Consider the following 11,869-nt stretch of genomic DNA (forward strand, 5'->3'; position numbering starts at 1 on the left):
CCTCAGAAGCATCCGGGGACATGTTCCTCTTCTCGTGCCGGGGGGACATCGCCTTCTCCGGCGCGGCATCGCGCAGGAGCCGCCGCGATCACCAGCGACAGGTGTCCCTGGTTCATCATGGCATCTGCGATGAGCCGGGTGCGAGCCGCCGCGCACTCCGCCGAGTGAGCGGTTGACGGCGCACGTTCTCAGCCGACGTGATCGTCGGGGAAGTCGAAGAAGCGCTGCGCGGCGAGACCACGCGCCATCGGCTCGCAGTGCCCTGCCGCGCCTTCTGCCACGGTGAAGTGCACGATCTCCTTCTCGCCGGGCAGCATCGCGAACAGTTCCTCGGGTTGGCCCGCGACGTAGCCCTCCTCGTCCGGGTTCGCGATCAGCACGGGGGTGTCGATCCCGGCAGCGAGCTCGGGCGTGATGCGGTACTGGAGCGTCTCCCGGTAGGCGCGCAGGACGCGCGGCTGCCCGTAGGGCTTCGTGCGCCAGGTGACCAGCCTCCGCTCCGCGGCCGGCAGATTCCGGATGTGCGCTGCGATGCGCTCCTCGTCACCGGCCTCGAACATCGCGAGGCGATCGGAGTCGACCAATCCCCGCCATCCGGCGGACACATCGGTCACGCCGCCGTCGATGACGGCGGCCGCGAGCCGAAGCTCGATCGCCAGTGCGCGGGGAGCCCAGAACCCGCCCTGGCTGACTGCATAGAGGACCAGTCGCTGCGGGTCGACCTCAGGTCGACTCAGTGCGTGATCGACGACCGGGCCGACGACGTTCTCCCAGTCATGCCGGAACGGGATGCCGCGTTCGAAGAGCATCCGCTGCTGGCCGGGACCGTCGAAGAGGATCACGTTGTAGCCGCGTGCGGCCGCTTCCAGGCCGTAGCCGGGGTACAGATAGCTCGTGGCGCCGTCCGCGCCGTTCACCAGGACGATGGTCTTCGTCGGGGCCTCGCCTGCCGCGGGGAAGAACCACCCGGGCATGCTCGAGCCCTCGTAGGGGATCTCGATCGCCTCAGGCGGATCCGGCAGCAGGGCGAGGTACTGCTCCCAGCAGCGGCGATGGGCCGAGAACGCACGCGCGAGAACCGCATCGGCGTCATCGAGGCCGTCGACCATCAGGATCACCGGAGTGTAGTAGGTGGCGGCGCGCAGCAGCGCGTTGCGCGCGCTCACGACATGTCCCCGGCGCAGGCACTCCTCGCCGATGTCCGCGATCCGGTCGGCGAGGGCCTCCCACTCCGTCACCCATGACCCGATGTCGCCGTCGACGATCCGGTCAATGGTGGCGAAGGTCTCGCCCGTGTCGGCCGCACCGACGTGGACGCGTCCGAGCATCGCCCTGGTCATGGAGTTCATCGCACCGTCCGCGAAGAGCGTCGATCGTGCCCCGATGCCGGGCTGAACTGATGCTGTCATGCGATCTCCTCGTCTGAAGCGGCTCGGCTCGGTCGCGGCACAGTCCGCGAGAAAGCCATTGCTTTCTAAGCACGGTACGACGTGTTGCTTAGAAAGGCAAGACTTTCTATCATTGCCTCATGACCGCACCTCCTACGGCACCCGTCCCGCGCCGACGACGACACGGAGCGGAACTCGAGACCGCCATCCTCGAGGCATGCTGGGACGAGCTGGCCGACAGCGGGTACGCGAACCTGACGATGGACTCCGTCGCGCGCAGGGCCGGCACAAGCGAACCCGTTCTGTACCGCCGGTGGTCGAACAAGGACGAACTCGTGCTGGCCGCGCTGGAGCGCCACAACGCCGACCACATACCGGAACTGCCGGACACCGGCTCGCTGCGCGGCGACCTGATCGCGGCACTGACAGCCATGGGAGCGTCACGCTCGAAGTTCTTCGCGGTCGCCGTCGCGACCGTCTTCTCCGGGTTGGCGGCGCGCCTCGGGCTGAGTCCGATCGAGGTGCGCGATCTCGTGTTCGGCGATCAGCGGGAGTCGCGCGTGCGAACGCTGTTCGAGCGTGCGGAGGCGCGCGGCGAGATCGATCTGCGGAGGATCGAGCCCGACGTGCTGTCGCTGCCGTTCGACCTGGTCCGACACGACCTGATCATGACTCCCGGCCCGATCTCCGCGGATCGGGTGACGGCGATCGTGGACCGGCTGTTCCTGCCCCTCATCGCGGAGCAGGGGGCGCGGCCCGCGAAGTCCTAGCGGATGCCGCATCCCGTCGGGCCGCGCACATGGTGCGGGCGCGGATGGAGCGGAGGCCGAGCTCCCGCCGGACGGATATCGTCGTAATCGTGCTGCGCCTCCTCGTTCGTGGTCGTCGAGCCGCCGGGAGGTATCGCACCGGAACGGAGGACCACACCATGAGAGCCGTCATCGCCGATCGTCCGGGCGGTCCGGATGTGCTGCGCTCCGTCTCGCTGCCCGATCCCGAGCCCGGCCCCGAGCAGGTGCGGGTCGTGGTCGAGGCGGCCGCGATCACGTTCGTCGACACGCTCATCCGCGCAGGCAGCCCGGTCGCTCCTCCCGCGGCGTTCCCGATCGTGCTCGGCAACGGGGTGGGCGGCCTGATCGATCTCGTGGGACCGGAAGTGGATCCCGTATGGATCGGCTCCCGGGTCGTGACGTCGACAGGAGGGAGCGGCGGCTATGCCGGTCTCGCACTGGCTCGTGTCGCCGATCTGCACCGCGTGCCGGAGGCGCTCCCCCTTCGTGATGCGACGGCGCTGCTCGCGGACGGCCGCACCGCCGTCGGCCTGTGCGAGGTGGCGGGGATCCAGTCGGGAGAGAGCGTCGTCATCACCGCCGCCGCCGGTGGTGTGGGAGGCATCCTCGTCCAGCTCGCGAAAGCCGCTGGGGCCCGCGTCATCGCGCTCGCCGGCAGCGCGGCGAAGCTCGACCACGCGCGGAGGCTCGGCGCCGATGCGGCCGTCGACTACCGCGACCGCGAGTGGACCACCCGCCTCACCGCCGCGGCCCCGCACGGAGTCGACGTCGTCTTCGACGGAGTCGGTGCGGAGATCACCGCCACGCTGTTCGCCCTCGTCAACGCCGGTGGGCGCTACGTGCAGCACGGCGCCGCCGGTGGGAGCTGGGGTGCGATCGATCCGACCGCAGCGGATGACGGCGGCGTCACCGTCATACCGCTGTCAGCCGTGGGCACCGCCGACGATCTGTTCTCGTTCACCGAACGTGCCCTCGACCTGGCCGTCCAGGGCACGATCCGCCCGACGATCGGCCAGGCAGTCCCCCTCGATGACGCAGCCCGCGCCCACGCCGCGATCGAGTCCCGCACCGTCATCGGGAAATCGATCCTTCTGCCCTGACCAGGGGTGGGATCGTCCGCAGTGGAAGAACGAGGACGCAGTCAGCTCTCGCGGTCCGATTCTTGGCTGTCGGGATGCTTCCTCACCGCGCCCTCCACGCTCCGCTCGTTGCGGAGATCGGTGACGGCGGGGAGAGGCCGCGGCGCGTAGAGCATCCTGCGCAGCGGGGTCCCTCTTTGCACCGGTGAGCGACCCGGAAGGTTCGGAACTACGTCCCGGATCTTCCGCCCTCTGTCGGAATGACAGGATTTGAACCTGCGACCCCTTGGAGGACCCGGTTGATTTCCGGTCTCCGCCGATCGTCTCGAGAACTCGCGGATTCCCTTGTGTTTACAGGGAAACGGGCGGTTCGCTTACTACGAGTGTAGCCGGTTGATGGCGGGTCGTGGCGGGTGATTTAGGTGGGCTTTCGATGAGCCGGAGTCTGGACCGCAACAAGTTCAGTCGACGGGCTCAGGCGAACCCTGGTGATGCGGAAATCGCTGATATTCCGCGCGTCTCGCGGTTCTCATGGGGTTATTCTACGGAGCAGTTCCGGCCAATGACAGCCTCGAGATCACGCTATGCCTCGTGCGCTAACGGCCTGCCACACAGCAAAGTCCAACCCTATGTCGCAAGACCCCGACCCACATAGTCAATAGTTGGGTGTCAGGCCGCGTTCCATGCTGTGCCCGTGGAGGCGAGTGCGACGGGCAAACTGCCTTTCCACCCATACAGGCCCGTTGGCATTCATCCTCTGCTCCGTGACGCCGAACACACCCTCCAGGACAGCCCGCTTGTCACTGTCAGTGTACTCGTCGAAGTTCGGGATGTCACCAATGACATCGACCGAGCGTCTAGCCGATTTTCGATAGGTCTGAATGAACGTCTTCTGCTCGAGCGAATCGCTGACGCCGTTGGCGCGAGCGAGTACCCGCACGAAGTGATCGAAATCCTTAAGTAGGGGATCTTCACGAGATCCTCACCCTTCGCGCGACGATCTTTGTTCTGAGAGCGAATGACATAGTCCGCTCCCGAGTGGTTCTGCGTCCGGTCGAGGATCTCGACCTACAGAACAACAAGCAGCAAGTCAGTGCGATCGCTATAAACATCCGGCGCGTTCAGGGACACCGCGTCTTCACTCGATTTGCCACTTCCAGGGGAGGCCCGGTTGCCCCGGCCAGAGCCGTTGCGAGGCAACTCGTCAGGACGATCGCTCACAGATCATCACCGCTTACATTAAGCTTCGCCGCCCGAAGGCGGCCGCGCGTAGTGCGCTTGGGTACATTGTCGGCTCTTCGCAGTTGAGGGTGTAGTCGGGGTCGGCGGCCGGTTCGCGGATAGGGGTCGAGGTCTCCCAGGATGGAAGTTCCTACGCTGTCCATCTGAAAGACCTCGACGTGCTCCACGCTACCTTCGCCGCGCCCGACTTGACCACGTTCTGCCGTCTCGACGAGCTCGGCCTGGAGGCCGTTGGGCAGGTGCTCGAACCGGATCGCGCGGTGATCGAGTGCCGTGTCGTCGATGACGACCCGTGGTGTCGGAAGTGCGGCGCTGAAGGCGTCGTGCGGGACACGGTGACGCGGCCGCTGGCGCACGAGCCGTTCGGGCATCGGCCGACGACGTTGTTGGTGCGGATGCGTCGATATCGGTGCGCGCACTGCTGCCGCACCTGGCGGCAGGACACCCGCAAGGCGGCCGCGCCACGGGCGAAGATCTCCCGCGGCGGGATCAGGTGGGCACTGAAGGCGATCGTCGTCGACCACCTCACCGTGACACGTGCCGCGGCCGGGCTCGGGGTGTCGTGGCACACCGCGAACTCTGCGATCCTCGCCGAGGGCCACCGGCGTCTCATCGACGACCCGGGTCGTTTCGACGGAGTCACTACACTCGGCGTCGACGAGCACGTCTGGCGGCACACCAGGCTCGGCGACAAGTACGTCACGGTGATCATCGACCTCACTCCGGCCCGCGAGAAGACGGGCCCGGCGCGGCTGCTGGACATGGTCGAGGGCCGTTCGAAGGCGGTGTTCAAGCAGTGGCTCGCCGACCGCCCCAAGGAGTGGTCGAAACGGATCGAGGTGGTCGCGATGGACGGGTTCAGTGGCTTCAAGACCGCGACCGCCGAAGAACTGCCCGACGCGGTCCCTGTCATGGATCCGTTCCATGTCGTCCGTCTCGCCGGTGATGCGCTCGATGTCTGCCGACGTCGCGTCCAACAGGACATCTTCGGACGCCGCGGGATGAAGGGCGACCCGCTCTACCAGGCTCGCCGCACTCTCCACACCGGTGACAAGCTGCTCACCGACCGGCACGCGCCCGACTGATGACGTTGTTCGCCGCCGATGAGCACGTCGAGGTCGAAGCGACCTGGGGCATCTACCAGCGCATGATCGCGGCATACCGGGAACCTGACAAGAAGCTCAGCAAGCAGAAGATGAAGGCACTGATCGACGCGGTCAGCAGCGGCGTCCCCGCAACCCTCGTCGAGATCCGCAAACTCGGCCGCACGCTGAAGAAGCGCGCCGCGGACATCCTCGCGTTCTTCGACCGACCCGGCACATCCAACGGACCGACAGAGGCCATCAACGGGCGACTCGAGCACCTCCGCGGCTCCGCACTCGGCTTCCGCAACCTCACGAACTACATCGCCAGATCCCTGCTCGAAGCCGGAGGATTCAGACCCCACCTACACCCTTGATTCCGAAGAGCCACATTGTCCCCACCTCAGTGAGGGAACGACGACCGGGCCCTCGCCTGAAGATACCATCTCCCGCCAGTCTCGGGAACACACCGGGACCAGTACGCGGCCGGTCTGGCGGCATCGTGGTCATCTCTTGACGGAAAAGCCCAAAGCCCAGCCGGCCGCAGACTCTCGTGTGGCGCACCCACGGTCGATGGGCGGATCGGTCGTGAACATGCTCGCCGAGCGCGCACAGGGCACAATCGTCGGGATTCGACACCGAAGAAGGGCGGCTTGGCGTTGGACCGCTCGGCGCGAAGGCCGTCCTACGCCACCAACATTCGTAACCACTGCCACCGAGTGTCAGAAGCTCGCCTATTCGGTCTTCTTGGGCGCAGGCTTTTTCTTTCCCTTGTTCTTCTCGCTGTAGATGTTCTGACTAACGGAAGCGGCGCTGATTCCGAGCATTGCCGCAATCTCTGCGCGCTTGAAGCCAACCAGCGAGAGCCGGAATGTCTTCTGTGCCTGCGTTGCGTCACCCATCCGGTCGAGCATGTCGAAGGCCGCAATTCGATCTTGGATCGTTGCATTTCCTGCCGGGATAACTGCTTCTTCTTCCTCGGCCATTTGTCTATTCCTCTTCGTCCTCGACCTCAAAGTTTCCAGCTGTGCGCCACTTGTCGGCATCCATGTCCACCTGACACTTCGCATTCTTCAGCTTTGCCGCGAGTTCTCGCCGAGTTTCAATGGAGTTGTTTAGGTGGGTGATATGGATTCCCCCCACATCGGTGAATGGCTTGACGTCGCCGATCTGTGTGAGCACCGTCCGCTCTGGGTGGCTGCTCATCGCCATTCCCGCTTCAAAGAGAACGTTGGGTCTGGCCTGTCCGGTGAGATGCTTCTCGTGGACAGGGTCATTCTTCTTTTGGAACTTTGTCTTGAGGCGTGCTTCGTCGTCAGGAGTGAGCAGCACCACTACCGCGACCGCTTTGGCGAAGAGGGCATCCACAATCTGGCGAACACTGGGGTTCGCGATTTTGGTCTGGCTGATCCCTTGTGTCCAGCTCATGGGCTTGAGATCGAGCGACTCAAGAAACTCGAACATCGCCCTTTTCGCGTCGCTGTCACGACCGTAGACGACCATCACGGTACGTCCTGGCTTGGACGGGCTTGTGCGAATAGCTCGGCTCGGCGACGCCGAGCCTAGACGCGCCGGGCGTGCTGACGCGGCAACAGCCGGTGGAGTTGCGGATGGCTTACCGTGCTGAGCTGCTCGAAGCGTTACCCAGTCCGCGTCATCGACGTACTTGTTAATGTTGACCTTCTTCTCAACGGCGAGTGCCATTGAGGCTTCATCGCGGCTCAGCAGGTCCGACTGCATCTTGGAATGCACGAGGCGATCGACGTGCCGCGCGGAGTACCCAGTCTTCTCTCGGATGAGGCGACGGATTGCGACTCCGTCAACCATCGTTCGGCTTTTCCGACTTTTCTGCTTTGTCGGCCTTCCTCTTCGCAATCGAGATGAACGATCGAACCGAACCCTCAGAGGTGTTGAGCAGTCCCGCGATCTCCTTGTTGCTGAACCCTGCCGTCGCGAGGATAGTCGCCGCGGTTGACTTGTTCATGTCTTTGACGACGAGTACGGCCAAGAGGTTTGCCACCTTGTCGATGCCCGCTAGTTCATTTGCCACCGTTTGTTGCCGCCTTCCGCTTGGCCTGATTGAGCTGTACCCGCAGTGACTCGTCGTTCGAGCCGAGCATCGCGGCGGCATCGGCGCGAGGAAGACCAAGCGTCATCAAGAACTGAGCACGCCTGACCATCGATGTATCAGCAAGACCGGCGAGATGCATCGCCTGATATGCAAGCGACCGTGCGATGACGGCATCCCATGGCGTCTCGGTTTCTGCAGCAGCCACGAGGCCTCCTTCGGTCAGATGGCACTAAGAATACGAGTGTTGACCGACATTTACTCCAAACTTGATGATTGATGCCTCGGCGTGTCGCGCCATGCATAGCTTGTGCGGAGAAGTTTGTCTCTCAGGTCAAGAAGGACACAGCCGCGGCGCGTAGCGTGCTCTACATTCAGTCCGAGATGATGCCAAGCCGATGCGCACGCAGATTCAGCGGCATCGCTCTAGCCGCTGTACCTTCCCAGCCGATGCCCTCGAGAGCCTTGACCGCAGCTGCGTGGAGCCCGCTTCACACCACCGCGCCTGACTACTTTGTAGGCGCCCACCAGCTCGGCTCAGGCATCTGCTTAGCCAGCCTGGTGGGGCACCGGCAGCACGAGGGTCTGCATGTTCCGCTCGTACAGTTTGCCGCGTGCGTTTGGAGATGCGTCCTTCGAGTTCGAGGTCCTCGAGCCAGTAGGCCATGAGGTCGGGGAACGGGCTGCCGGGCGACAGGTCAGACGCGGCGGGTTGGAAGAGGCTGCGGTCGGCGAGCTTCACCTTCAGCGCCCGTTCCGCCTGCTTGCGGGTATCGCCGGTCGCTTGCACGAGGCGGTTCTTGCCGTCCCAGTCGCGATACCGGGCACGGGCGACGACGCGGCCGCTTGGACCGGAGAAGTATCCGATGTCACCGAAGGTGCCTATGGTCAGGCGCTGGCGTGCCACAGGATCACCTCCCCTCCGGCGAAGGAGCGTCGCGCTGCTGCTCGATCCAGATGCGCAGGTCGGAGACCGCGAACTTCAGGTGCTTGCCGAAGCGGTACGCGCGCGGCCCGAGGCCGCGGGTGCGCCAGTCGTAGACGGTCGAGACCGGCACGCCCAGGTTGGCGGCCAGCTCGCCGACGTCGAGCAGGGGCTCCAGGCCCCAGGGGTTGTCTGCGGTGCGGTGTTCGGTGTCCATGTCGAACAGGTGCGGAGCATGCATCCGAGGCGACCGGAGCCGACCGGAACGGTCGCCAGCCTGCCGGAGTGCAGCACTCGAAGCGGGCCGCAGAGAGGTCAAAAAAATGGGTTTGTGATGACTGGATCAAATCTCACCAACGAAAAAGTCGCGGAAACCCGTGAGTCTCCGCGACTTTCTGGTCGGGCTGACAGGATTTGAACCTGCGACCCCTTGACCCCCAGTCAAGTGCGCTACCAAGCTGCGCCACAGCCCGTTGTGATTCGCACCATGGTGCGGGCAACTCCACAATCCTAGCCCACTCACACGGCGCTCGCGAACCGCCCTGATCCGGGCGTGGCGCACGCACCCGTTGCCGATGTCCGAGGCTCCGCGTAGCGTGCCAGCATGACCACGATCACCACGGAACGCGCGACGATCGAACGGTGGGACGACGTGCAGCACTCGCTGTCCGGCGGCGGAGACGGACGCAGCTGCCAGTGCATCTGGCCCGTCGTCAGCAACAAGGACTGGCAGGCGACCACCTTCGAGCAGCGGCGCGAGATGCTGCACGACGAGATCGAAGCGGGTCCCGCACCCGGCCTGGTCGCCTACGTCGACGGCGAGGCCGCGGGCTGGATCCGTGTCGGTCCGCGCACGGCCCAGACCCGCATCCTGCGCACCAGGGCCATCGCCGCAGCGACTGCCGAGGCATTGGACGACGACAGCGTCTGGGCTGTGACCTGCTTCGTCGTGCGGCGCGAGCACCGCGGCAAGGGCCTCACCACGCAGCTGCTGCGCGCCGGGATCGATTACGCCGAGAAGGCCGGGGCTCGCCTCATCGAGGCTTATCCCATCGACACCTCCGAGGGCACGCACCGCTCCAACGACCTCTTCCACGGCACGCTCTCGGTCTTCCTCGATCACGGCTTCCGTCGGACAGCCACTCTGAGCCGCGGGCGCGTGCTCGTGGTGCGCGAGCTGAAGGGCGACGCCGCGATAGCGTGAAGACATGAGCGCACAGCATCCGCCCATCGATGATCCCGAACTCGGCATGCTGACGCAGGCCGAGAGCATCTTCGATGACGGCACGGTCGCCGTGCACGACTGGTACGCCGGGCGCATCGACGACGGCGACGCTCAGATCGAGCTGATCATCGACGGGCCCGAGGTCGACGACGTCCGAGCGCGCCTACCGCGGCTGAAGACGGCGGTGGCCGATCTCGCAGACGTCCGCCGGGCCGCTTCGAATGCCGTGATCGCGCACTTCAGCGAGATCGAGCCGGAACAGTACGAACTCGACGAGGGTGCCGCAGACCTCCGCCTCGAAGCCATCGAGGCCTCGGCCGACGGGGAGATCGTGCTGCACTTCGTCGACATCTGCGGCACGCACTTCCCCGACGGGTACTGGCCCGCAGCGCACCTCGGACCGGACAACGCCGTCACCGCCGTGTCCGTCGAGTCGTGAGCACTCCCGTCGCGCGCGCGACCGATCATGAGCAGCGGATGCCTCACAGCATCCGGCCTCTCGACATCGCCGCCTGGATCCCCTACATCATCCTGGCGATCATCCACGTGTCGGCGATCGCCCTGGACAGCCCGCTCGCTCCGCCGACCAAGCTGTTGCTGATGCCGCTGCTGGCCGTGCCGGCGCTGATCGCGGCTCCGCGGCTTCGTCCGCGACCAGTCGTCGCTCTGCTGCTGGGCGCGCTGCTGTTCTCCTGGCTCGGCGACGGTGCGGGAGCGTTCTTCCCCGGCCTGCCGGAGCTGCCGCTGATGCTGGGCTTCTTCGGCATCGCGCACATCGGATACATCGTGCTGTTCGTGCGCTTCGCGCGCATCCGACGGCTGCCGTGGTGGACGCTCGTGTACGTCGCGTGGTGGGTCGGGATGCTGGGCATCGTCGGCCCGCACACCGGCGGACTGCTCCTCGCCGTCGCAGCCTACGGGCTCGTGCTGGCGGGCACGGCGGCGATGTCGGCGCGATGCCATCCGATCGTCGCGACCGGCGGCGCATTCTTCCTCGCCAGCGATTCGATCCTGGCATTCCGGCTCTTCCTGCCCGACGGTCTCCCGGGCTGGTTGGGGCCGGCGGTCATGATCACGTACACGATCGGCCAGGGGTTGATCGTGTGGGGCGTGCTGGGCACGCTCCGTAGGAGGGAGTCGCGATGACGGATGCCGTGAAGCCGGCGCGCGTGGATGCCTGGCTGTGGGCGATCCGGATCTACAAGACCCGCTCCGCCGCGACGACCGCATGCCGTGCCGGGCATGTACGGGTCAATGGGGAGCGCACCAAGGCCGCGCAGACCGTGAAGCCCGGCGACGAGGTACGGGTGCGCATCGCCGGTTTCGACCGGATCCTCGTCGTGAGGCAGACCCTGGTCAAGCGCGTCGGGGCTCCTGCCGCTGCCACGGCATATGACGATCGGACTCCCCCACGCGATCCCGTCGCCATGCTGGCTGTTCGCGATCGCGGCGCAGGCCGTCCGACCAAGCGGGAGCGTCGCGAGATCGACCGGCTGCGCGGGCGGGACCAGGCCGACTGAACGCAGGTCGGCGCGGTGCAGTTCCGTTGTCGAATCGGATGCTTCAACAGCCGGGCCCCTGAGCTTGTCGAAGGGTCGGAGTCTGGTCGGCACGGGCGGGTCGACCAGGCGCCGATCTGCCGAGCAGGGGAGATAACCGTTCAGATCCGGAATGGAAACGTCTGAACCTCTTCCCTGATTCGAACATGTGTACTACACTGGGGGTATGGTTTCCGACTTCGAGGCTCTCCTCCAGCAGCGCATCGCGTTGCTGGATGCGTGGGTGGGGAAGCAGCGTGAGATCGCCCGTCTGCAGGCGGAGGCTGCTGATCTGCTGGCACAGCGGTGGGTGCTGTTCGAGGAGGAAGTCCAGGCGGAGCCTGCGCACTCGCAGGTGATTGAGAAGTCGATGATGGCGGAGTACGCGGCCGCGGGGCGCCTCTCACACGGGGCCGTGGTGTTCGCATTCACGGATGCGCGGATGCTCACCCAGTTCCCCGCCGTGCACGCCGCCTTCACCCAGGGGCGGGTCACGGGCTCGCATGTGCGGGAGATCCTGCGGGAGTCCCA

The 11,869-nt window shown here is 65.5% G+C and carries 13 protein-coding genes, 1 tRNA gene and 2 pseudogenes; 8 read left to right on the forward strand and 8 right to left on the reverse strand.

Annotation, left to right across the window (positions count from 1 at the left end; genetic code table 11):
* Positions 1-188: 188 nt before the first annotated feature.
* On the reverse strand, positions 189-1,409 hold the full coding sequence (locus WA967_RS14990) for an alpha/beta hydrolase family protein (protein ID WP_424424243.1): 1,221 nt from the start codon (positions 1,407-1,409) through the stop codon (positions 189-191).
* A 119-nt stretch (positions 1,410-1,528) separates the two neighbouring features.
* Between WA967_RS14990 and WA967_RS14995 the strand changes: the two genes are divergently transcribed.
* Together WA967_RS14995 and WA967_RS15000 are read left to right on the forward strand one after the other, a co-directional pair.
* Positions 1,529-2,158 carry a TetR/AcrR family transcriptional regulator gene (locus WA967_RS14995; RefSeq protein WP_424424245.1) on the forward strand — a complete coding sequence of 210 codons (630 nt, stop codon included), beginning with the start codon at positions 1,529-1,531 and terminating at the stop codon, positions 2,156-2,158.
* A 158-nt stretch (positions 2,159-2,316) separates the two neighbouring features.
* A complete protein-coding gene (locus WA967_RS15000) occupies positions 2,317-3,279 on the forward strand; it encodes a zinc-binding dehydrogenase (RefSeq protein ID WP_424424248.1) in 963 nt (320 codons plus the stop codon).
* 634 nt (positions 3,280-3,913) lie between these two features.
* Here WA967_RS15000 and WA967_RS15005 read toward each other — a convergent pair.
* Complete coding sequence (locus WA967_RS15005; RefSeq protein WP_424424250.1) at positions 3,914-4,198, reverse strand: hypothetical protein; 285 nt, start codon at positions 4,196-4,198, stop codon at positions 3,914-3,916.
* 460 nt (positions 4,199-4,658) lie between these two features.
* Between WA967_RS15005 and WA967_RS15010 the strand changes: the two are divergent.
* Positions 4,659-5,959 (forward strand): annotated as a pseudogene (locus WA967_RS15010) (ISL3 family transposase).
* 357 nt (positions 5,960-6,316) lie between these two features.
* Here the strand turns inward: WA967_RS15010 and WA967_RS15015 are convergent.
* The 6 genes from WA967_RS15015 to WA967_RS15040 form a co-directional block, all read right to left on the reverse strand.
* Positions 6,317-6,568 carry a hypothetical protein gene (locus WA967_RS15015; protein WP_424424252.1) on the reverse strand — a complete coding sequence of 84 codons (252 nt, stop codon included), beginning with the start codon at positions 6,566-6,568 and terminating at the stop codon, positions 6,317-6,319.
* A 4-nt stretch (positions 6,569-6,572) separates the two neighbouring features.
* The gene (locus tag WA967_RS15020) at positions 6,573-7,322 is read right to left on the reverse strand and encodes a TIR domain-containing protein (protein ID WP_424424254.1); all 750 of its coding nucleotides are present in this window, start codon (positions 7,320-7,322) and stop codon (positions 6,573-6,575) included.
* 79 nt (positions 7,323-7,401) lie between these two features.
* Positions 7,402-7,632, reverse strand: a complete 231-nt coding sequence (locus WA967_RS15025) for a hypothetical protein (RefSeq protein ID WP_424424257.1) — start codon at positions 7,630-7,632, stop codon at positions 7,402-7,404.
* On the reverse strand, positions 7,622-7,858 hold the full coding sequence (locus tag WA967_RS15030; RefSeq protein ID WP_424424259.1) for a hypothetical protein: 237 nt from the start codon (positions 7,856-7,858) through the stop codon (positions 7,622-7,624). Before WA967_RS15030 ends, WA967_RS15025 begins: the two co-directional genes overlap by 11 nt.
* Before the next feature lie 703 nt (positions 7,859-8,561).
* On the reverse strand, positions 8,562-8,792 hold the full coding sequence (locus WA967_RS15035) for a helix-turn-helix domain-containing protein (RefSeq protein ID WP_424424262.1): 231 nt from the start codon (positions 8,790-8,792) through the stop codon (positions 8,562-8,564).
* Positions 8,793-8,971: 179 nt separating this feature from the next.
* Positions 8,972-9,048, reverse strand: a tRNA-Pro gene (locus WA967_RS15040).
* Between the two features lie 131 nt (positions 9,049-9,179).
* On the opposite strand from WA967_RS15040, the gene WA967_RS15045 reads away from it, so the two are divergent.
* The 5 genes and pseudogenes from WA967_RS15045 to WA967_RS15065 all read left to right on the forward strand — a co-directional run.
* Positions 9,180-9,779, forward strand: a complete 600-nt coding sequence (locus WA967_RS15045; protein ID WP_424424265.1) for an N-acetyltransferase family protein — start codon at positions 9,180-9,182, stop codon at positions 9,777-9,779.
* Positions 9,780-9,783: 4 nt separating this feature from the next.
* Positions 9,784-10,239, forward strand: coding sequence for a hypothetical protein (locus tag WA967_RS15050; protein WP_424424267.1), 456 nt, complete (start codon positions 9,784-9,786; stop codon positions 10,237-10,239).
* 38 nt (positions 10,240-10,277) lie between these two features.
* Positions 10,278-10,946, forward strand: coding sequence for a lysoplasmalogenase family protein (locus WA967_RS15055; protein WP_424424270.1), 669 nt, complete (start codon positions 10,278-10,280; stop codon positions 10,944-10,946).
* Positions 10,943-11,320, forward strand: coding sequence for an RNA-binding S4 domain-containing protein (locus WA967_RS15060; RefSeq protein WP_424424273.1), 378 nt, complete (start codon positions 10,943-10,945; stop codon positions 11,318-11,320). The genes WA967_RS15055 and WA967_RS15060 overlap by 4 nt, the downstream gene beginning before the upstream one ends.
* A gap of 205 nt (positions 11,321-11,525) precedes the next feature.
* Positions 11,526-11,869: pseudogene (locus WA967_RS15065) on the forward strand (HNH endonuclease); the annotation flags it as partial.

This window comes from Microbacterium sp., from assembly GCF_049650565.1.
Lineage (GTDB): Bacteria > Actinomycetota > Actinomycetes > Actinomycetales > Microbacteriaceae > Microbacterium.